Annotated in this window: 16 protein-coding genes; 13 read left to right on the forward strand and 3 right to left on the reverse strand. The window is 61.6% G+C overall.

Features of this window, described 5'->3' with window-relative positions:
• Nucleotides 1-86 precede the first annotated feature (86 nt).
• The 6 genes from ACK83U_RS03180 to ACK83U_RS03205 are packed head-to-tail and all read left to right on the forward strand — an operon-like array spanning nucleotide 87 to nucleotide 6,936.
• Entirely contained in the window at nucleotides 87-1,250 is a 1,164-nt protein-coding gene (locus tag ACK83U_RS03180) for an isovaleryl-CoA dehydrogenase (RefSeq protein ID WP_112605725.1), read from the forward strand.
• 35 nt (nucleotides 1,251-1,285) lie between these two features.
• Complete coding sequence (locus tag ACK83U_RS03185) at nucleotides 1,286-2,893, forward strand: carboxyl transferase domain-containing protein (protein WP_112605722.1); 1,608 nt, start codon at nucleotides 1,286-1,288, stop codon at nucleotides 2,891-2,893.
• 10 nt (nucleotides 2,894-2,903) lie between these two features.
• Nucleotides 2,904-3,287 carry a RidA family protein gene (locus tag ACK83U_RS03190; protein WP_112335569.1) on the forward strand — a complete coding sequence of 128 codons (384 nt, stop codon included), beginning with the start codon at nucleotides 2,904-2,906 and terminating at the stop codon, nucleotides 3,285-3,287.
• Between the two features lie 9 nt (nucleotides 3,288-3,296).
• Entirely contained in the window at nucleotides 3,297-5,285 is a 1,989-nt protein-coding gene (locus ACK83U_RS03195) for an acetyl/propionyl/methylcrotonyl-CoA carboxylase subunit alpha (RefSeq protein ID WP_112605719.1), read from the forward strand.
• On the forward strand, nucleotides 5,282-6,151 hold the full coding sequence (locus tag ACK83U_RS03200) for a hydroxymethylglutaryl-CoA lyase (RefSeq protein WP_112605716.1): 870 nt from the start codon (nucleotides 5,282-5,284) through the stop codon (nucleotides 6,149-6,151). Before ACK83U_RS03195 ends, ACK83U_RS03200 begins: the two co-directional genes overlap by 4 nt.
• Complete coding sequence (locus ACK83U_RS03205; protein WP_112605713.1) at nucleotides 6,148-6,936, forward strand: crotonase/enoyl-CoA hydratase family protein; 789 nt, start codon at nucleotides 6,148-6,150, stop codon at nucleotides 6,934-6,936. The genes ACK83U_RS03200 and ACK83U_RS03205 overlap by 4 nt, the downstream gene beginning before the upstream one ends.
• 49 nt (nucleotides 6,937-6,985) lie before the next feature.
• Here ACK83U_RS03205 and ACK83U_RS03210 read toward each other — a convergent pair whose 3' ends face one another.
• Nucleotides 6,986-8,356, reverse strand: a complete 1,371-nt coding sequence (locus ACK83U_RS03210; RefSeq protein ID WP_112605710.1) for a TIGR03808 family TAT-translocated repetitive protein — start codon at nucleotides 8,354-8,356, stop codon at nucleotides 6,986-6,988.
• Nucleotides 8,357-8,563: 207 nt separating this feature from the next.
• Between ACK83U_RS03210 and ACK83U_RS03215 the strand changes: the two genes are divergently transcribed.
• From ACK83U_RS03215 to ACK83U_RS03230, 4 genes are all read left to right on the forward strand, one after another.
• Complete coding sequence (locus ACK83U_RS03215) at nucleotides 8,564-9,334, forward strand: carbon-nitrogen hydrolase family protein (RefSeq protein WP_112605707.1); 771 nt, start codon at nucleotides 8,564-8,566, stop codon at nucleotides 9,332-9,334.
• Nucleotides 9,335-9,363: 29 nt separating this feature from the next.
• Nucleotides 9,364-10,374 (forward strand): ligase-associated DNA damage response exonuclease, encoded by a 1,011-nt coding sequence (locus tag ACK83U_RS03220; RefSeq protein WP_112605703.1) that lies wholly within the window; start codon nucleotides 9,364-9,366, stop codon nucleotides 10,372-10,374.
• The gene (locus ACK83U_RS03225; protein WP_112605700.1) at nucleotides 10,374-12,011 is read left to right on the forward strand and encodes a cisplatin damage response ATP-dependent DNA ligase; all 1,638 of its coding nucleotides are present in this window, start codon (nucleotides 10,374-10,376) and stop codon (nucleotides 12,009-12,011) included. Before ACK83U_RS03220 ends, ACK83U_RS03225 begins: the two co-directional genes overlap by 1 nt.
• Before the next feature lie 89 nt (nucleotides 12,012-12,100).
• Nucleotides 12,101-13,084 (forward strand): alpha/beta fold hydrolase, encoded by a 984-nt coding sequence (locus ACK83U_RS03230; protein WP_112605697.1) that lies wholly within the window; start codon nucleotides 12,101-12,103, stop codon nucleotides 13,082-13,084.
• A gap of 57 nt (nucleotides 13,085-13,141) precedes the next feature.
• On the opposite strand, the gene scpA is transcribed toward ACK83U_RS03230, so the two are convergent.
• Together scpA and ACK83U_RS03240 are read right to left on the reverse strand one after the other, a co-directional pair.
• The gene (gene scpA, locus ACK83U_RS03235; RefSeq protein ID WP_112605694.1) at nucleotides 13,142-15,274 is read right to left on the reverse strand and encodes a methylmalonyl-CoA mutase; all 2,133 of its coding nucleotides are present in this window, start codon (nucleotides 15,272-15,274) and stop codon (nucleotides 13,142-13,144) included.
• A gap of 253 nt (nucleotides 15,275-15,527) precedes the next feature.
• Nucleotides 15,528-16,877 (reverse strand): methylmalonyl-CoA mutase family protein, encoded by a 1,350-nt coding sequence (locus ACK83U_RS03240; protein ID WP_112606069.1) that lies wholly within the window; start codon nucleotides 16,875-16,877, stop codon nucleotides 15,528-15,530.
• 167 nt (nucleotides 16,878-17,044) lie between these two features.
• Between ACK83U_RS03240 and ACK83U_RS03245 the strand changes: the two genes are divergently transcribed.
• The 3 genes from ACK83U_RS03245 to ACK83U_RS03255 all read left to right on the forward strand — a co-directional run bounded on the left by ACK83U_RS03245 (nucleotide 17,045) and on the right by ACK83U_RS03255 (nucleotide 19,433).
• The gene (locus tag ACK83U_RS03245; protein WP_041677288.1) at nucleotides 17,045-17,848 is read left to right on the forward strand and encodes a L,D-transpeptidase; all 804 of its coding nucleotides are present in this window, start codon (nucleotides 17,045-17,047) and stop codon (nucleotides 17,846-17,848) included.
• 161 nt (nucleotides 17,849-18,009) lie between these two features.
• A complete protein-coding gene (locus ACK83U_RS03250; protein WP_015339157.1) occupies nucleotides 18,010-18,741 on the forward strand; it encodes a L,D-transpeptidase family protein in 732 nt (243 codons plus the stop codon).
• Nucleotides 18,742-19,010: 269 nt separating this feature from the next.
• Complete coding sequence (locus ACK83U_RS03255) at nucleotides 19,011-19,433, forward strand: organic hydroperoxide resistance protein (RefSeq protein ID WP_069613858.1); 423 nt, start codon at nucleotides 19,011-19,013, stop codon at nucleotides 19,431-19,433.
• The last annotated feature ends 40 nt before the right edge of the window (nucleotides 19,434-19,473 follow it).

Genomic DNA, 19,473 nt, shown 5'->3' on the forward strand with positions numbered 1-19,473 from the left:
TGGCGATGGCCGAAACTTGAAGCGGGCATAAAGAGGTATAGGTTCGTAAGGATCGCGCGTTCGGGAATATCGGGAGGAGAAGCCGGATGTTTGCAGGGGGATTGAACTTCGCGCTGGGAGAGGACATCGACGCATTGCGCGAGCAGGTGCGCCGTTTTGCCAATAACCGCATCGCGCCGTTTGCCGATGAGATCGACCGCAACAACAGTTTCCCAATGCATCTCTGGAAGGAGATGGGCGACCTCGGCTTACTGGGGATCACCGTCGATGAAGCCTATGGCGGGGCGGGTCTCGGTTATCTCGCCCATACGGTGGCGATGGAGGAAATCAGCCGCGCTTCCGCCTCCGTCGGCCTGAGCTACGGTGCCCATTCCAATCTCTGCGTCAACCAAATCTACCGCAACGGCACGACCGCGCAGAAGGAGCGCTATCTGCCGAAGCTGATTTCGGGCGAGCATGTGGGGGCTCTCGCTATGTCGGAACCGAGCGCGGGCTCCGATGTCGTCTCCATGAAGCTGCAAGCGGAGAAACGCGGTCATCGCTATGTGCTGAACGGCAGCAAGATGTGGATCACCAACGGTCCCGATGCCGACGTTCTCGTCGTTTACGCCAAGACTTCGCCGGATGCCGGCCCGCGGGGGATCACAGCCTTCCTCGTCGAGAAAGGCTTCCCCGGCTTCTCCGTCGGCCAGAAGCTCGACAAGCTCGGCATGCGCGGCTCGAACACTTCGGAGCTGATCTTCCTCGATTGCGAGGTGCCGGACGAGAACGTTCTGGGGCAGGTCGATGGCGGCGTGCGCGTGTTGATGTCGGGTCTCGATTACGAGCGCGTCGTCCTCTCCGGTGGCCCCATCGGCATCATGGCGGCCTGCATGGACGTAGTGCTACCCTACATGCATGAGCGCAAGCAGTTCGGCCAATCGATCGGCGAGTTCCAGCTCATGCAGGGCAAGCTTGCCGACATGTATGTCACCATGAATGCCGCCCGTGCCTATGTCTATGCGGTGGCGGCCGCCTGCGATCGCGGCGAGACGACCCGCAAGGATGCAGCCGGCTGCATCCTCTATTCCGCCGAGAAGGCGACGGCGCTGGCGCTCGAATGCATCCAGGCGCTCGGCGGCAATGGCTATACCAATGACTATCCCGCCGGACGGCTGCTGCGCGACGCCAAGCTCTACGAGATCGGTGCCGGCACCTCCGAGATCCGGCGCATGCTGATCGGCCGCGAGCTGTTCGGCGAAACGGCCTGACTGCGAAATTCCATTCCCATCAACCGGTGAAGCGCATGACCGTCCTGAAATCAGAGATATCGACGCATTCGAATCGCTTCCGGGAAAATCGCGCCGCCATGTTGGAGGCGATCGGCATTGCCGAGGCTGCGGCGTCGCAGGCGGCAGAAGGCGGCGGCGTGCAGGCACGTGAGCGCCATCTCAGCCGCGGCAAGATGCTGCCGCGCGATCGCGTTGCCGGTTTGATCGATCCCGCCACACCGTTTCTGGAAATCGGCATGACTGCCGCGCACGGTCTCTACAGCGGCGACGCGCCGGGCGGCGGTCTCATCGCTGGTATCGGCCGCGTTTCCGGCCGCGATTGCATGATCGTCTGCAACGATGCCACGGTCAAAGGCGGCACTTACTATCCGATCACGGTGAAGAAGCATCTCCGCGCGCAGGAGATCGCCGCCGAAAACAATCTCCCTTGCATCTACCTCGTCGATTCCGGCGGCGCCAACCTGCCGAACCAGGACGAGGTGTTTCCGGATCGCGATCACTTCGGCCGCATCTTCTACAATCAGGCCAATATGTCGGCCGCCGGCATCCCGCAGATCGCCGTCGTCATGGGCTCCTGCACGGCGGGCGGGGCCTATGTGCCGGCTATGTCTGACGAGACCATCATCGTCGAGAAGCAGGGGACGATCTTTCTCGCCGGTCCGCCGCTCGTCAAGGCGGCGACGGGGGAGGTGGTCTCAGCCGAGGATCTCGGCGGCGGCGATGTTCACACGCGCCTCTCCGGTGTTGCCGATCATCTGGCACGCGACGATGCCCATGCACTTGCGCTCGCCCGCCAGGCGGTCGCCAATCTCAATCGCCGCAAACCCGAGAGCGTCGAGCGTCGTACGCCCGAGGCACCGCTCTACGATCCTGAAGAAATTCTCGGCATCGTCCCCTCGGATCTGCGCACGCCCTATGACGTGCGCGAGGTTATCGCCCGCATGGTGGACGGCTCCCGTCTCGATGAATTCAAGGCGCGCTACGGCGCGACGCTGGTCTGCGGTTTTGCCCATATCCATGGCATTCCAGTCGGCATCATCGCCAACAACGGCGTCCTCTTCTCGGAGTCGGCGCTGAAGGGCGCGCATTTCGTCGAGCTTTGCTCCCAGCGCAAGATTCCGCTGGTCTTCCTGCAGAACATCACCGGCTTCATGGTTGGCCGCAAATACGAGACGGAAGGGATCGCCAAGAACGGCGCCAAGCTGGTGACGGCTGTGGCCACAACCAGGGTTCCGAAGGTCACCATGCTGATCGGCGGCTCCTTCGGCGCCGGCAATTACGGCATGGCCGGTCGCGCCTACTCGCCGCGCTTCCTCTGGACCTGGCCCAACAGCCGCATCTCCGTCATGGGCGGGGAGCAGGCGGCGGGTGTGCTCGCCACCGTGCGCGGCGAGGCGCTGGCGCGTGCCGGCAAGCCTTGGGCGCCGGAAGAAGAGGTCGCCTTCAAGGCGCCGACGCTCAAGATGTTCGAAACCCAGAGCCACCCGCTCTACGCCTCGGCCCGCCTTTGGGACGATGGCATCATCGATCCGCGTAAGAGCCGCGACGTGCTGGCTCTGTCGCTTTCAGCAGCACTCAACGCACCGATCGAAGACACACGCTTCGGTCTGTTCAGGATGTGAGGAGACGGAGATGAAACGCGATGCCATCAATGCCAAGAATGCGCCGCAGCCCCGCGGCGGTTATGCCCAAGCTGTAAAGCTGGAGAATTTCGAGCGACTACTTTTTATCAGCGGACAGATACCGACCGATGTCGATGACGCCTTGCCGGAGGGATTTAAGGCGCAGGCTCGCCAGGTCTGGCACAACATCGACGCCCAGTTGAAGGCGGCCGGCATGACGAAGGACGATATCGTCAAGGTCACCACCTTTCTCGCCGATCGACATCATACGATTGAGAACCGCGAGATTCGCAGCGAATATCTCGGCTCGCTCGCGCCGGCCATGACTGTAGTGATCGCCGGTATTTTCGATACGGCCTGGCTGCTCGAAGTCGAAGTCATTGCCGCGCAATAGGGTCTGCCGATGTTTTCGAAGATACTGATCGCCAATCGCGGCGAAATCGCCTGCCGCGTCATCCGCACAGCGAGACGTCTCGGCATCCGCACGGTCGCCGTCTATTCCGACGTCGATCGGAATGCGCTGCACGTGGCGCTAGCCGACGAGGCCGTCCATATCGGCCTGGCGGCGGCGAGCGAAAGTTATCTTTCGAAAGAGAAGATCATTGCGGCCGCTCAACGCACTCAAGCGGGGGCCATTCATCCAGGCTACGGCTTTCTTTCGGAAAATGCCGATTTCGCCGAGGCGGTCGAGGGTGCCGGTCTCGTCTTCATCGGCCCATCGCCGAGCTCGATCCGGGCCATGGGCCTCAAGGATGCGGCCAAAGCGCTGATGGAGCGGGCGGGCGTGCCTGTCGTGCCCGGCTATCACGGCGATGGGCAGGAGGCCGGCTTCCTTGCCGATCAGGCGGCCGCAATCGGCTTTCCCGTTCTCATCAAGGCGCGGGCAGGCGGCGGCGGCAAGGGCATGCGCCGCGTCGACCGTCCCGAGGATTTCGAGGCTTCGCTGGAGGCGGCGAAGCGCGAGGCGAAATCCGCTTTCGGCGACGATGCGGTGCTCATCGAAAAATATCTCGTTAGACCGCGCCACATCGAGATTCAGGTCTTCGGCGACAGTCATGGCAATGCCGTGCATCTTTTCGAGCGCGATTGCTCGCTGCAGCGCCGGCACCAGAAGGTGATCGAGGAGGCACCGGCCCCCGGTATGACAGAGCAGATGCGCACCGCCATGGGCGAAGCGGCTGTTCGCGCCGCCCGCGCCATCGATTATCGCGGCGCCGGCACGGTCGAATTCATCGTCGATGTCTCCGACGGGCTGTCGCCGGATCGCTTCTTCTTCATGGAAATGAACACACGCCTGCAGGTCGAGCATCCCGTCACCGAAGCGATAACCGGCGTCGATCTGGTGGAATGGCAATTGCGCGTCGCGAGCGGCGAGCCGCTGCCGAAGGCTCAGGATGAGTTCACCATAAACGGCTGGGCGTTCGAAGCGCGTATCTATGCGGAGGATCCGGCGCGCGGCTTCCTGCCGGCAACCGGCACGCTCTCTCGCTTACGCTTTCCCGAAGGTGATGTCCGCATCGATGCGGGCGTGCGCGAGGGCGATACCATCACCCCGCATTACGATCCGCTGATCGCCAAGCTGACGGTGCACGCGCCGGATCGGGCAGTCGCCCTGGCGAAGCTCACGCGAGGCCTGGAGCAGACGCAGGTCGCAGGGACCACGACCAACCTCGATTTCCTCATTCGCCTCAGCCGCCAATCGGATTTCGCCGCCGGCCATCCGGACACTGGATTGATCGACCGTGACGTGGAGGCGCTGACTTCGGCGCGGCAGCCCGACGATGCGGCTCTTGCCATTGCCGCCATTGTTGAGGCGGGTGGGTTCGCGCAAGCCGCTGGCGATGACCCGTGGCTGTCGCTCGGCCGTTGGCAGCTCTGGGGCGAGGCGAGCCGGCCCGTCACGGTGCATTTTGCCGGCGGTCATCAGACTTGCCGCGTGACTGCAAGGGGTCGGTCGCTGTTCGGCGTCGCCTTTGACGATCGCATCATTCTCGTTCGCTTGCTCGCGGGTGAGGGCCGTTCTCGTCACGTTGAGATCGACGGCCGTCAATCTCAACTGGATGTCTTCGAGATATCGTCAGGTGTGACTTTGTTCCTTGATGGGCAGACGCATCATTTCCATCGCCTCGATCTTCTCGACGGTGGAGAAGAGGCGGCCAGCGGCGGTGACCGCGTCATCGCGCCGATGCCGGGTCTCGTCAAGATCGTCCGCGTGCGCGAAGGCGACTCGGTGACCAAAGGCCAGGCCCTGATCGTCATGGAGGCCATGAAGATGGAACTGACGCTGACGGCCGCCCGCGACGGCATCGTCGAAAGTCTGCATGTCGGCGAAGGTGACCAGACCAGCGAAAGCGCCGTGCTTCTGTCGCTTCGACCGGAGGATGCGCCATGATCAACAAGCCTTCCAATCATGTCACCATCGTCGAGATGGCGCCGCGCGACGGCCTGCAGAATGAAAAGCAGCTGGTCGATACCGCGCGGAAGATCGAGCTGGTAAACCGGCTTTCCGATTGCGGTTTTGAGCGCATCGAAGTTACGAGCTTCGTCAGTCCGAAATGGGTGCCGCAACTGGCCGATGCCGCCTATGTCATGGCCGGCATAGAGCGGCGTTCCGGCATCCGCTATGCAGCGCTGGCGCCCAACATGCAGGGCTTCGAAGCCGCCCTCGCCGCCGGCGCCGATGAGGTCGCGATCTTTGCGTCCGCTTCCGAAACCTTCTCCATGCGCAACATCAACTGCTCGATCGCCGAGAGCATTGAGCGCTTCCGGCCGGTTGCCGCTGCCAGCCGGGATCGTGGCGTCCCGTTGCGCGGCTATGTCAGCTGCGTCGTCGAATGCCCCTATGAGGGCGGCATACCGCCGCAGAATGTCGTCAGCATTGCCTGGCAGCTTCGTGCCCTCGGCTGCTATGAAATCAGCCTCGGTGACACGATCGGCAAAGGCACACCTGAAGCGGTCGACCATATGCTTGCCGCCGTGCTGGGCGAACTGCCCGCTATGGTTCTGGCAGGGCATTTTCACGATACGTCGGGACGCGCGCTTGAGAATATTGCCGTCGCCCTGGAGCGCGGCCTGCGCGTCTTCGATGCTTCAGCCGGCGGCCTCGGTGGTTGCCCCTTTGCCCCCGGTGCCAAAGGCAATGTCGATACCGTGGCGGTCTGCGACTATCTGGAGGCGCGGGGATACGAAACCGGCCTGGACAAGGACAAGCTTGCGGCCGCCGCCGCCTTCGCCCGCAGCCTCAGGAGTACCGCATGATATCGCCAACGATCCGCATCACCACAGACGGGCGCGGTATCGCCTATCTGACCCTGACGCGCGCCGAAAAGCACAATGCCCTGTCGGCCGAGATGATCGATGATCTCACGGCTGCAACGAATGAGCTTGCGCATGACAAAGCGGTGCGTGTCGTCGTGCTCACCGGTGAGGGTGCCAGCTTCTGCGCTGGCGGCGATCTCGGCTGGATGCGCGCCCAATTCGACGCCACGCGGGACGGACGCATGGTGGAAGCGCGGCGGCTGGCCATGTTGTTCAAGGCGTTGAACGAGCTCCCCAAGCCGCTGATCGCCCGCGTTCACGGCAATGCCTTCGGCGGCGGCATCGGCATCCTCAGCGTCTGCGACATGGTGATCGCGGCATCGACAGCCCGCTTCGGTCTGACAGAAGTACGCCTCGGCATCATTCCCGCCACCATCAGCCCCTATGTCGTCGCCCGGATCGGCGAGACGAATGCCCGCCCGCTCTTCCTCTCCGGCAAGATCATCGATGCCTGGCAGGCACATGCAACAGGTCTTCTGTCACGAGTCGTGGCGGAGGAGGCGTTGGACGAGGCCGTGGAGTCGGAAGTCCGCCATTTCCTGGCGGCATCGCCGCAGGCAGCGGCCCGTGCCAAGGCCTTGGCACGCTCTGTCGGCAGGCCGGTTACCGATAGCATGATCGATCACGTCGTCGAGCAACTGGCGGATGCCTGGGAGACCGACGAGGCGAAGGAAGGCATCACTGCCTTCTTCGAAAAACGGCAGCCGAACTGGCGAACGGGTTAAAGCGCATGCCGTTATCGCAAAACCGCTGCATATTTTTGCGCGGCATGCGTTAAGCCAGTCTGTTGTTTTCGATGGTCAATTGCGGGAACTGCGCGCTTCCCTTGGTGAGGTCGTCCGATGCTGGCTTGTCCCAGCGAAAGCCCATGATCGCAGCTTGTTGCATCTCCTGGAAGAGATTGCCCGCAATCACCGCCGAGCCGGCACCATCCGCAACCGAGACGACGCAGCCGATGCCGGCATGTCTGACGATATTACCTGTCGCGACGACATTGCGGAGATATTGCCCCCAGCCGAGCCGCATGCCCCAGAGCGGCGCATTCTCAATGACGTTGTCGGCAACAAGCGTATCGGCCTCGGCCGATATACCGATGCCAAAGCCGCCATCCTGCGCATAGGGTGCCGTCAGCGAAAGATTGCGGATGACATTGCCCGTTACCGAGGCGAGCCTTCCGCCCTTGTCGAAATTGGTGACCGAGATGCCGTTCGTTGCGCCATCGACAAGGTTGTTGTTGATCGTGGCGCCGACGAATTCGAATTCGCAGTAGATGGCCGTTTCGCCCGAACGCAGGCATTGATTGTTCGAGATCTGCACATTCGATGCCGAATTGGCGCGGATGGCGGTGAAGGCGCAGTCGGCGATCTGATTGCCAGAAACCGTGACGCCGTCGGCGCGGAAGACGTTGATGCCATTACCGTTCTGGCCGGTGCCGCCGCCATTGGCGCGAATGCGGGCAATGCGGTTGTTGATGACACTGCTCCCATCCTCGGCCTTGTCCCAACGATGGATGAGGATGCCGCCATTGCCGCAATCCTCGACGCGATTGCCTGCCACCGTCAATCCGGTTGACTGGACGGAGTAGATGCCAGCGTCCGCCGCGCCGGAGATGCGGTTGCGCTCGATCCGGCCGCCGCAACGTTCGAGCTGCAGGGCATGCTTGCGGCTGCCGGTAACTTCGCAATTGTCGATCAGCACCTCATCGACGCCGGTAAATTGCAGAAGGCCGCTGGCATAATCGGCAAGCCAGCGATTGCCGCCATCGAGCACGAGGCCGGAAAGCTCGATACGCTTGGCCTTGTCAGCATTCATCAAATGGCCGTCGCCGCTATAGATGAGCCGCGAGGCGCCGGGAACGCCTGTAATGCGGGTATTATCCGGCAGCGTCAGGTTGGAGATATTGTATGTGCCCGGCGGCAGGAAGAGCGGCATGTTGGCCCGTGCCGCATTGTCGATCATCGCTTGCAGCTTGCCGCTCTTGAAATCGCCGGCGCCCGGCGTCGTTTTCAGCGCAATGGCGTCGATTGGTCCGCGTAGCTCGGCACCGGCCATCTTGGCGAGCGGCGCGGCGAAAACGCGCGGCGCAAGCAGGCCGGTCGCTGCCGAGGCGGCGAGGGAAGCGACGAAGGTGCGGCGTTGGATCATTGCGAGCTCCTGGAACGGATCTTACGAAGCAGAAATCGTGCCAACGCTGCCTGTGCCGTTTTGATACAGATGGCGCTCTTCAAACGCTTTCGGTCGGCCAAGAGCCTCGACCTCTTTCTATTCCATTTACCAGTCCTGTACAGGCGATGACCTGCACCTAATCCATTTGAGCTAGGGGCGACTCGCCGTGCATGTTACCCCTCCAGCATGCGGATCGCGGCCTTTCAACGTCTGGCACTTTTCGACGCCGTCGAGCAGGCGGCCGAGGTTTTGGCACGCGATCTCGCCTGGGCGGAAGCTGAAGGCATTGATCTCGCCCTCTTTCCAGAATGCTATCTGCAGGGGCACAGCTACAACGAAGCCATCGCCAGACGCCGCGCGCTTTCGTTGAACGATCCCGGTTTGAATGCGCTTGTCGCCCGGTTCGCAGGGGGGAAAACGACAGCCGTCGTCGGTTTTTTCGAGCGGAGGGACGATGGGGTCTACAACAGTGCTCTAGTCGTCAAATCTGGTCGAATCATCGGGGTCTATGCCAAGGCACATCCGCTAGAGAAGGGTTGCATGCCCGGAACGGATTTTCCGATCTGGGAGGAGGGGAATTGGCGCTTCGGCATCAATATCTGCGCCGATCTCCGATATCCCTACACCGCTCGCCGCGTGGCCAAAAAGGGGGCAGGCCTCATCTGCAATCCCGTCAATCTCATGCTTCGGCCCCATAAAGCCGAGATGTGGCACAAGCCGGGGATCTCGGGGCTGCAGATCTGCGCCAGGCATACGAGCTGCTGGGTCATGGCGTCGGATGTCGTGGGCAGCAATGACGACGGCTGGGTGAGCTACGGCAGCACCGCTATCGTCGATCCGAACGGCGTCGTCGTCGCCAAGGCCAAGCCCTATTGCGAGGATGCTCTCGTCTTCGATCTGCCGTATCGGCAACCGATACCCGGATTCGATCAAAAAGCTGCCGCCATCGCTACCTAATCGTGCAAATCGCGCTATCCTCTTTACTCATGAGACCCGATCAACTGCTTTATCCGGCGCCCGAGGGCTTGTTCTGCCCGATCGGCGGCTTCCATATCGACCCCGTGCAACCGGTCGAGCGGGCTCTTGTTACACATGGTCATTCGGATCATGCCCGCTCCGGCCATGCCCATGTGCTCGCCACGCGCCAGACGCTCGATATCATGCGCATCCGCTACGGCGATGATTTTGCCGGCTCGGAGCAGGCGGTTGCCTTCGGCGAGGAAGTGACGATCAATGGCGTCAAGGTGCAGTTCTATCCGGCCGGCCATGTGCTCGGCTCGGCGCAGATCGCCGTGGAGAAGGATGGGCTGCGCATCGTGGTCTCAGGCGATTACAAACGCCGGCCGGACCCGACCTGTGAAGCCTATGTCCCGGTCCCCTGCGACGTCTTCATCACCGAGGCGACCTTCGGGCTGCCGGTTTTCCATCACCCGGATCCGATGGCTGAGACGCGCAAGCTCCTGGGTTCGCTTCGCCAGTTTCCGGAACGAACGCATCTGATCGGCGCCTATGCGCTCGGCAAGGCGCAGCGCGTCATCCGCCTGCTGCGCGATGCCGGCTATGACAAGCCGATCTATATTCACGGCGCATTGGAAACACTCTGCGATTATTATGTGAGCCAGGGCATCGCGCTCGGCGAACTCAAGCCGGCCACCATCGAAAGCCGCGATCAGTCGATCTTCCACGGCGCCGTCGTCGTCGGCCCGCCTTCTGCGTTTCAGGATCGTTGGGCGCGGCGCTTTCACGATCCTCTGCCGGCTTTCGCTTCCGGCTGGATGATGGTGCGCCAGCGTGCCAAGCAGCTTGGCGTCGAGCTGCCGCTGGTCATATCGGATCATTGCGACTGGCCCGAACTGACCGAGACGATCTCCGATCTGAAGCCGAGCGAGGTCTGGGTCACCCACGGCCGCGAAGAGGCGTTGGTACGCTGGTGCGAGCTGCACGGCATCGCCGCCAAGCCGCTGCATCTCATCGGCTATGAAGACGAGGGCGATTGATGAAAGCCTTTGCCGACCTTCTCGATCGCCTGGTGCTGACGCCGAGCCGCAACGGCAAGCTGAAGCTGCTGACCGATTATTTTCGCGATACGCCCGATCCCGACCGTGGCTATGGTCTGGCCGCCATTGCCGGCACCCTCGAGGTGCGCAACGTCAAGCCCGCCATGCTGCGCGAACTTGTTCTCGAGCGTATGGACGAGGTGCTGTTCCGCTACTCCTACGATTATGTCGGTGATCTCGCTGAGACGATCTCGCTGGTATGGGACAAGGAGAGTGACATCGAGCGCCCTGCCGGCGAGCAGCCGAAGCTTGGCGAAGTCGTCCGCAACATAAATGCACTTGGCCGGACGGAGGTGCGTAGCTTCGTCCGCGATCTGCTTGATCGGCTGGATACTTCGGGCCGTTTCGCATTCTTAAAGCTCGCGACGGGTGCGATGCGCATCGGCGTCTCAGCTCGGCTTGCCAAGCAGGCGCTGGCTGAGATGAGTGGTAAGGATGTAACGGAAATCGAGACGTTGTGGCATGGCCTGCAACCGCCCTATGAAAGCCTGTTCCACTGGCTTGAGGGCAAGGGCGAGAAGCCGATTTTGGCGACGCCGGCGATCTTCCATTCCGTCATGCTTGCCAACCCTGTCGAACCGGGCGATCTTGAGGGCCTCGACCCCAGTGATTTCGCCGCCGAATGGAAATGGGATGGCATCCGCGTCCAGCTTTCGCGCTCGGGCGCCACGAGCAAGCTCTATTCCCGCTCCGGCGACGATATTTCAGGCGCCTTCCCGGATATCGTCGATATGATGAACTTCGAAGGCGTGATGGATGGCGAGCTGCTGATCGGCGGCACGGTGCGTTCCAACAACCCGACGCGCAGCTTTTCCGATCTGCAGCAGCGCCTCAACCGCAAGACCGTGACTTCGAAGATGCTGGACGAGTTTCCGGCCTTCATCCGTGCCTATGATCTCCTCTTTGACGGCGCGGAGGACGTGCGCGCCCGCGGTTTCCTCGATCGGCGCGAGCGACTGACGGAGATTATCGAAGCAGCACCGCACGACCGTTTCGATCTGTCGCCGCTCGTTGATTTCTCCTCCTGGGAGGAGCTCGACCGGTTGCGCTCCGCGCCGCCCGATCCGGTGATCGAAGGTGTGATGATCAAGCGCGGGGACAGCGCCTATCTCGCGGGCCGCGCCAAAGGCCCATGGTTCAAGTGGAAGCGCGATCCCTACAATGTCGATACCGTGTTGATGTATGCACAACGGGGCCATGGCAAGCGCTCCAGCTACTATTCCGATTTCACCTTCGGCGTCTGGGCGATGACGCCCGAGGGCGAGCAGCTGGTTCCGGTCGGCAAGGCCTATTTCGGCTTTACCGATGCCGAGCTGGAAGTGCTCGACAAGTTCGTGCGCAACAACACGGTCGATCGTTTCGGCCCGGTGCGTGCCGTGCGTGCCGATCGCGATTTCGGTTTCGTCCTCGAGGTCGCCTTCGAAGGCATCAATCGTTCCACCCGCCATAAATCCGGCGTTGCCATGCGCTTTCCCCGCGTTGCAAGGCTACGGCCCGACAAGCCACCCTACGAGGCCGACAGGCTGGAAACTTTGATCGCGATGATTGACGCCAAGGCTCCGGTTGTCGATGAATAGGCGAGGGCGATTCCTCACCACAAAGTGAGTTGGCCTTGCCTTTCAACCCGTGCAGATTTGCGCTGCGCCGGGACATTTAGACAGAGCTCATGACCATGTCTCACGACAACGCATTTCGTCCCAATCGCCGCGGCGTTCTTGCCGGCATCGCCGTCACGCTTTTTGCGCCCGCAATCGTCAGGGCGGCTGATGACAGCACCACAGGCAGCAAGCCCGCCGAGACAAAGGCGATCGCCCGGAGCGATGAAAAGGCCGAGGATGCCCCGCCGCTGCTTTCGGGTGACTATGCCAAAGAACGCCACCTGTTTCGAACCGATCTCCTGAGCAAGGGGCCAGCCCCCGATATCTACGAGCGGCTTGTTACGCCATCGACGGCCGAACGGCTTTTCTATCGCAGCGGCGTCGGCGAGGAACTGGAGCTCGTTGCCTGGGTTTCCCGCTATACGCGCTCGGAGAAGCCGAAGCCGGCCGTATTGTTCCTGCATGGCGGCAACGCCATCGGCCAGGGGCATTGGCAGCTGATGAAGCCTTATGTCGAGGCCGGCTACGTCGTCATGATACCCTCCATGCGTGGAGAAAACGGCCAGAAGGGCAATTTTTCGGGTTTTTACGACGAAGTTGCCGATGTGCTGGCCGCTTCCAACCGGCTGCGGCATCTGCCGGGTGTCGATCCACACCGCATGTTCCTGGCCGGGCACAGCATCGGCGGCACGCTCGCCATGCTGGCAGCAATGTCGACCCATCGCTTCCGGGCGGTCGCGCCCATATCAGGCAATCCGGATGCCTATGCCTTCTTCGGCCGCTATCCGCAGGATATCCGCTTCAACACCGGGAACCCGCGTGAATATCAGATGCGCTCGCCGCTCTGCTATGCGCACAGTTTCAAAAGCCCTGTAAAGCTGTTCCACGGGACTGAAGAGGCGCATTTTGATTCGCGCTTGGCATTGCTTTCGAAGCGAGCGACAGCCGCAGGCGTGAAGATGGAGATGGCGACCGTACCGGGCAGCCATAATTCGGCGCTGCCGGGTGAGATCGCGCAGAGTATCGAATTCTTCAAGAGCGTGGCCGTCTAAACCAGCCCCTAAAGAGCGGTGCGGGAAATGAGCCGGAGCCTCTTCGCACGTCGCTTTTTACGCCATAAGCTTCTCGATCAGTGCCGTCGCCGCTTCCGCAATCACGGTTCCGGGCGGAAAGATTGCGTCGGCGCCGGCGGCCTCCAGCGCCGCGAAATCCTGCGGCGGAATGACGCCGCCGACCGCAATCAGAATGTTGCGGGCATGACGCCGGATGAGCGCCTCCTTCAATTCCGGCACCAGCGTCAGATGACCGGCGGCAAGCGACGATGCGCCGACGATGTCGACGCCTTCGCGCACGGCGACGTCGGCGACTTCCTCAGGCGTCTGGAACATCGCGCCGACGACGACATCGAAACCGAGATCGGCAAAGGCCGTAGCGATGACCTTCTGGCCGCGATCGTGCCCATCCTGGCCCATCTTGGCGATGAGGATGCGGGGCTTTTCGCCGCGCATCTTGCGGAAGGCTTCGACCTTGGCGACAGCCTTGTTGAAGGCGGGGTCGGCGTCGCCGACTTCCTGGCGATAGACGCATGAGATGGTCCTGATCTCGGCGACATGCCGGCCATAGGCCTTTTCCAGCGCCAGCGAGATTTCGCCGACCGTGGCTCTTGCTCTCGCAGCCTTGACGGCAAAATCGAGCAGGTTGCCGGTGCCGGTTCGTGCCGCTTCCGTCAGAGCGTCGAGGGCTGTTTCGACGACGGCCGTCTCGCGGGTGCCCTTCAGCTGCTGCAGCTTGGAAAGCTGGCGTGCCCGCACCTCGGAATTCTCGACCTTCAGGACATCGACTTCGATATCCTGCGCCGGTTTGGAAAAATTCACGCCGACCATGGTCTGATGGCCGCTGTCGATGCGGGCCTGCGTTCGGGCCGCGGCTTCCTCGATCCGAAGCTTCGGAATGCCTTTCTCGATCGCCTTCGCCATGCCGCCGATCGCCTCGACCTCCTCGATATGGGCGAGGGCGCGCGCGGCGAGATCATGGGTCAGCCGCTCGACATAGGCCGAGCCGCCCCAGGGGTCGATGATATCTGTCGCGCCTGATTCTTTCTGCAGCAGGATCTGCGTGTTGCGGGCGATGCGGGCGGAATGATCCGTCGGTAGCGCCAGCGCCTCGTCGAAGGAGTTGGTATGGAGTGACTGCGTGTGCCCCTGTGTGGCCGCCATCGCCTCGACCATGGTGCGGATGATGTTGTTCATCGGATCCTGCGCCGTCAGCGACCAGCCGGAGGTCTGGCTGTGGGTCCTGAGCGCGAGGGATTTCTGATCCTTCGGCGCGAAATTCTTCTGCATCAGCGTCGCCCAGATCAGCCGCCCGGCGCGCATCTTGGCGACCTCCATGAAGAAGTTCATGCCGACGGCCCAGAAGAAGGAGAGGCGGGGGGCGAAGCTGTCGATATCGAGCCCGGCTGCGACGCCGGCCCGCGCATATTCGATGCCGTCGGCAATCGTGTAGGCGAGCTCCAGATCCGCCGTCGCACCAGCCTCTTGCATGTGGTAGCCGGAGATCGAGATGGAGTTGAACTTCGGCATGCGCCGGCTGGTATAGCTGAAGATGTCCGAAACGATCCGCATGGAGGGCTGCGGCGGATAGATATAGGTGTTGCGGACCATGAACTCCTTGAGGATGTCGTTCTGGATCGTGCCCGACAGCTTGTCCTCGGAAACGCCCTGTTCCTCCGCTGCGACGATATAAAGCGCCATGATCGGCAGCACCGCGCCGTTCATGGTCATCGAGACGCTCATCTCGTCGAGCGGAATGCCATCGAAGAGCTGGCGCATGTCGAGGATGGAATCGATCGCCACACCCGCCATGCCGACGTCGCCCGCCACCCGCGGATGATCACTGTCATAACCGCGGTGGGTGGCAAGATCGAAGGCGACGGAAAGGCCCTTCTGTCCGGCCGCAAGGTTGCGGCGATAGAAGGCGTTGGATTCTTCCGCCGTGGAGAAGCCGGCATATTGGCGGATGGTCCAGAGCTGCTGGACATACATGGTCGGGTAGGGGCCGCGCACAAATGGCGCAGCGCCAGGATAGGTGTCCAAAAACTTCAGGCCGGCAAGGTCGCTTTCGCGGTAGGAGCGCTTGACGCTGATGCCTTCGGGAGTTTCCCAGGCTGGGGCGTCGATTGTTGGCGCCGTTGCCCGTGGCTTGGCCCAGGGGATGGTGGTGAAGTCGGGGATACGGGTCATTGAACCGGTGCCTTCGTGAATATGGAGGCTGCGTTACCCCCCACTGTCGCTTTCGCGACATCTCCCCCACGAGGGGGGAGATTGGAAACCCGCGGAGCCATTCCGCCCCAAACAAGCATTTTGTCTGCGGTGGTGGAGGTTGCAATAGTCGATGACGTTAAATCTTGGCGTGAAACGATCTCCCCCCTTGTGGGGGAGATGTCACGAAGTGACAGAGGGGGGTGTGCACTCTCCGCGGATGCGATATTCATTCTCATCTCTCCGCCCCCTCATCCAACCGTACCGGCATCAACCCCATCCCGCCGGCAATCGGACCCAAGGGCCCCAAAACCGTCACCGGCCGCTCGGTCTTCATGGCAAACAGCGTCGTCCCCACGATCGGCTTGGCGATGCGGCTCGCGCGCGCCTCCGCAACCATCGCCGCCAGGCGACCCCTGGAAATGACCTTCGCCAATCCACCCTGGCCTTCGATCTCGATAAAGATATCCCAGGCCCGCTCGGCTAGTGCATCGGTCAGCGTCTCGATGCCACCGGCTCCAGCGGCGGGATCGACGACATGATCCAGGTGGCTCTCTGCCACCAGAATCGTCTGCGTATTGCGCGCCAGACGCCGCGCCAGCGGATCGGGAATGCCGTGTGTCAGGCTGTGCGACAGAACGGAGATCTCGTCGGCGCCGCCGACGCCGGCTGAAAAGACCGCGATCGTATTGCGCAGAATGTTCGTCTCCGGATCGAGGCGGGTCAGCATGCGATAGCTCGTCTCCGCAAAGAGATGCGCCGGCTGTGGATTGGCGACGCCGCAGGCCTCGGCGATCCGAGTAAAAATCAGCCGTGCGGCGCGCATCTTCGTGGTTGTGATGAACTGGTTCTGATCGGCCGAAAGGCAGAGGCTGGTTGCCGCAAGCGCTGCTTCCGGCGAAAGGCCAGCCTCTTCGAGCAATCTCAGATGACCGACGAGGCTTGCGGCCATGACCGCCAGCTCCTGCACCTCGGTCCCGCCGGCATTATGCACCATGCGACCGTCTGCATTGACGATCGTCCCAGCCGGCTTCAATTCTTTGAAGTATTTGATGTCGCTCGAAAAATTGGCAAAATTTTCGGCTGCCAAGAAAGCGTCGAGTCCAAGATGCAAACTTTGGGCACCCCCATCAACAATCGAGGCTGCCGTCATTTTCGCGACGCTGGAAGAAAAGCCATCGAGGCGCAGAGTTGTCGTCTTGGCGGATGCTGCTGCCAGCACTTCGGAAAAGATTGGCAACTGAGCATCCATGCCGATGCCGAAGGCCGAAGGGGAGCTGCTGGAGACGAGGCTGATACCGCTTGCGCCATTGGCAAGATCGTCGCTGAGCTGCGCCATTGCTCGCTCGGGGTCCGGATCGTCCATGCGCTGCGTCACCGTCCAGGGAAGGTCGGCCCGCTGACGCGAGAGCGGAGCATAATCGCGCCGCCGCTCGTAAAGCGGCTGGATGGCGATGCCATCGTCCGTTCGCGATACCAGCGCTTCCTGGAAATCCTTGCCTTTCAACGCCCGTTCCACCAGCTTCAGCCAGGTCTTTTGGTCGGTGTGGCCGAAGATGCTCGGGTCGAGACTGTCGATATTCATGCGATCCTCCGTCCAACAATGATCTAGCTCATGATGCCGCATGGGAAAACAGAAGTTTGGTCGATCCGCGCAATATCTTCGCTCGCGCTATCTGGTGCTCGACGCCAGCCTCGCTCCAGCCGCGGCGGTCATTATGCGGTCCGATGTGTCCCAACTGGTTTCCGAGAATGGTCGATCTGCTGCCCGTTTCCTATCGCCTGCTCGCTCTTGCCTCTCTGGCAGCATTGTCCGCCTGCAGCATCATCCCTGACACGGGCGCCACCGACCCGGATCGTTTCGTGCAGGAAACCACCCCGGTCTTCTATCGTCCCGAGGGTATCGAACCGAACAGGGTAAAACGCCTGCCGGTGCAGCCCGTGCCGCAGGCACGCGATCTCTTCCAGACGCAATTCCATCAGACCTATGGTCTGCCGACCTTCAATCCGGTGCATCAGGCCATGTATGCACAGCGCAGCGAGGATGATTTCACGCTGCCGGCCATCCCGTATAAGCGCATCGACACGCGCTTCCTGCGGCAGGAAGTGGACTACCAGACCAAGGAGCGCCCCGGCACCATCGTTGTCGATACGCGCGACCATTTCCTGTATTTCGTCGAGCCGGGTGGCAAGGCAATGCGCTATGGCGTCGGCCTCGGTGCTGCCGGATATGCCTGGCATGGCAGGGGCGTGATCCAGTGGAAGCAGAAATGGCCGCGCTGGACGCCGCCGGCCGAAATGGTCGCGCGCGACCCGCAGATCAGGCCGCTATCGGCCGAGCGCGGCGGCATGAATCCGGGGCCGACCAACCCGCTTGGCGCGCGTGCTCTGTACATCTATCAGGGCGGCCGGGATACGCTTTATCGGGTTCACGGTACGCCGGATTGGCAGTCGATCGGCAAGGCCGCATCCTCTGGGTGCGTTCGTATGCTCAACCAGGACGTGATGGATCTCTACAATCGAGTGCCTGAAAAGGCGGAAATTGTCGTTCTGTAGCAGTATTTTACCACAAATTTTCGTGATGTTGCATAAGTGCGATAGTCGGGATGATTAGCGCTCTTTAGTTTTGCCTCTGTCTCTGCGAACCTCTTGGGGAACCGAATCAGCCTGTTGATGCGGGTTTTCGCTTCCTCCACCAAAGGAACTATGCTGTCGACATGAGCCTTCCTTCATCCTTATCCCGACGTAACTTCCTCGCTCTTGCTGGTCTCGGCGCTGTTTCGACGCTTGCCAGCTGTGCCTCCACCATCAACAGCGGCCCCGTCGTCAGCCCGGTTCAATATACCGGCTCGCCGAGGCCGTTCCGCACCTGGTTCTCCAGCTATGACGGCGAGCAACCCGATCCAGCCGTAATCTACGCTTCCGTCGAGGATGGCGGCTTCATCATTCCGGCGGTTCCCTACCAGCAGATCGATCCGCGCTTCTATCGTCAGCGGGTGGTCGACCCCACCGGCGAGGCACCCGGCAGCGTGATCGTCAACACAACCCAGCGCATGCTCTATGTCACAGAGCAAGGGGGCACGGCGATGCGCTACGGCATCGGCGTCGGCCGCGAAGGTTTTGCCTGGCAGGGCCGGGGCGTCATCCAGTGGCGCAAGAAATGGCCGCGCTGGAATCCGCCGGATGAAATGGTCGCCCGCCAGCCGGAGCTTGTGAAATATTCCATCGCCAACGGCGGCATGGACCCGGGCCTGAAGAACCCGCTAGGAGCGCGTGCTCTCTATATTTTCGAGGATAAACAGGATTCGCTTTACCGCCTGCATGGCAACCCCGACTGGCGCTCCATCGGCAAGGCCGTTTCCTCTGGCTGCGTCCGTCTGCTGAACCAGGATGTCATCGATCTCTATGATCGCGTTCCAGAGCGGGCGCCGATCCTGGTCACGGCCTGATGCCGCATCATTGAAAAAAGGGGCGTCACTGGCGCCCTTTTTTGTTTGCCGCCCTGACCGGAATTACCCGGTGCCCCAAAACCACTGCCAACTTGACCCTCGGCTGCCGGCGCTGGTCGCGTAAACCGGCTCTCCATTATATCACACCATCGCTATCCTCGTATTGACGGCATTGTCGCATTCACTTTCTCGAAGCAATTGCAAAATATATATTGCGCGCGATTAAATCGCGATGTATATAAAATCCATCCAACCGAAGGAGACATGACATGCCTATTCTCTATACGACCAAAGCTTCCGCCACCGGTGGCCGCGCCGGCCATGCAGTTTCCGAAAATGGCGTCCTTGACGTTACGCTTACTGTTCCTAAGGAGCTCGGCGGTGATGGCGCTACCGGCACCAATCCGGAGCAGCTCTTTGCAGCCGGCTATTCGGCCTGCTTCCTGGGCGCTTTGAAATTTGTCGCAGGCCAGCAGAAGGTCAAGATTCCGGAAGACGCAAAGGTCACGGCGACTGTCGGCATCGGCCCGCGCGCAGATGGCACCGGCTTCGGCATCGAAGTGTCTCTGGCCGTTCATATCCCCGGCATGGACAAGGCAGAGGCCGAAAAGCTCGCCGCTGCCGCCCATATCGTATGCCCCTATAGCCACGCCATGCGCACCTCGACCGAAGTGCCGGTTGCTGTTGTCTGACGCGAAACGCGCCGCCGGTCGATTGAAGGCCGGAAATACG

It is taken from the genome of Rhizobium sp. WW22 (genome assembly GCF_047041135.1).
Taxonomy (GTDB): Bacteria; Pseudomonadota; Alphaproteobacteria; order Rhizobiales; family Rhizobiaceae; genus Rhizobium.

What these genes read in the sequence shown, in the direction of transcription:
- ACK83U_RS03180 (WP_112605725.1), top strand. Translation starts at nt 87, where the DNA reads ATGTTTGCAGGGGGATTGAACTTCGCGCTGGGAGAGGACATCGACGCA.
- ACK83U_RS03185 (WP_112605722.1), top strand. Translation starts at nt 1,286, where the DNA reads ATGACCGTCCTGAAATCAGAGATATCGACGCATTCGAATCGCTTCCGG.
- ACK83U_RS03190 (WP_112335569.1), top strand. Translation starts at nt 2,904, where the DNA reads ATGAAACGCGATGCCATCAATGCCAAGAATGCGCCGCAGCCCCGCGGC.
- ACK83U_RS03195 (WP_112605719.1), top strand. Translation starts at nt 3,297, where the DNA reads ATGTTTTCGAAGATACTGATCGCCAATCGCGGCGAAATCGCCTGCCGC.
- ACK83U_RS03200 (WP_112605716.1), top strand. Translation starts at nt 5,282, where the DNA reads ATGATCAACAAGCCTTCCAATCATGTCACCATCGTCGAGATGGCGCCG.
- ACK83U_RS03205 (WP_112605713.1), top strand. Translation starts at nt 6,148, where the DNA reads ATGATATCGCCAACGATCCGCATCACCACAGACGGGCGCGGTATCGCC.
- ACK83U_RS03210 (WP_112605710.1), bottom strand. Translation starts at nt 8,356, where the DNA reads ATGATCCAACGCCGCACCTTCGTCGCTTCCCTCGCCGCCTCGGCAGCG.
- ACK83U_RS03215 (WP_112605707.1), top strand. Translation starts at nt 8,564, where the DNA reads ATGCGGATCGCGGCCTTTCAACGTCTGGCACTTTTCGACGCCGTCGAG.
- ACK83U_RS03220 (WP_112605703.1), top strand. Translation starts at nt 9,364, where the DNA reads ATGAGACCCGATCAACTGCTTTATCCGGCGCCCGAGGGCTTGTTCTGC.
- ACK83U_RS03225 (WP_112605700.1), top strand. Translation starts at nt 10,374, where the DNA reads ATGAAAGCCTTTGCCGACCTTCTCGATCGCCTGGTGCTGACGCCGAGC.
- ACK83U_RS03230 (WP_112605697.1), top strand. Translation starts at nt 12,101, where the DNA reads ATGACCATGTCTCACGACAACGCATTTCGTCCCAATCGCCGCGGCGTT.
- scpA (WP_112605694.1), bottom strand. Translation starts at nt 15,274, where the DNA reads ATGACCCGTATCCCCGACTTCACCACCATCCCCTGGGCCAAGCCACGG.
- ACK83U_RS03240 (WP_112606069.1), bottom strand. Translation starts at nt 16,877, where the DNA reads ATGAATATCGACAGTCTCGACCCGAGCATCTTCGGCCACACCGACCAA.
- ACK83U_RS03245 (WP_041677288.1), top strand. Translation starts at nt 17,045, where the DNA reads ATGGTCGATCTGCTGCCCGTTTCCTATCGCCTGCTCGCTCTTGCCTCT.
- ACK83U_RS03250 (WP_015339157.1), top strand. Translation starts at nt 18,010, where the DNA reads ATGAGCCTTCCTTCATCCTTATCCCGACGTAACTTCCTCGCTCTTGCT.
- ACK83U_RS03255 (WP_069613858.1), top strand. Translation starts at nt 19,011, where the DNA reads ATGCCTATTCTCTATACGACCAAAGCTTCCGCCACCGGTGGCCGCGCC.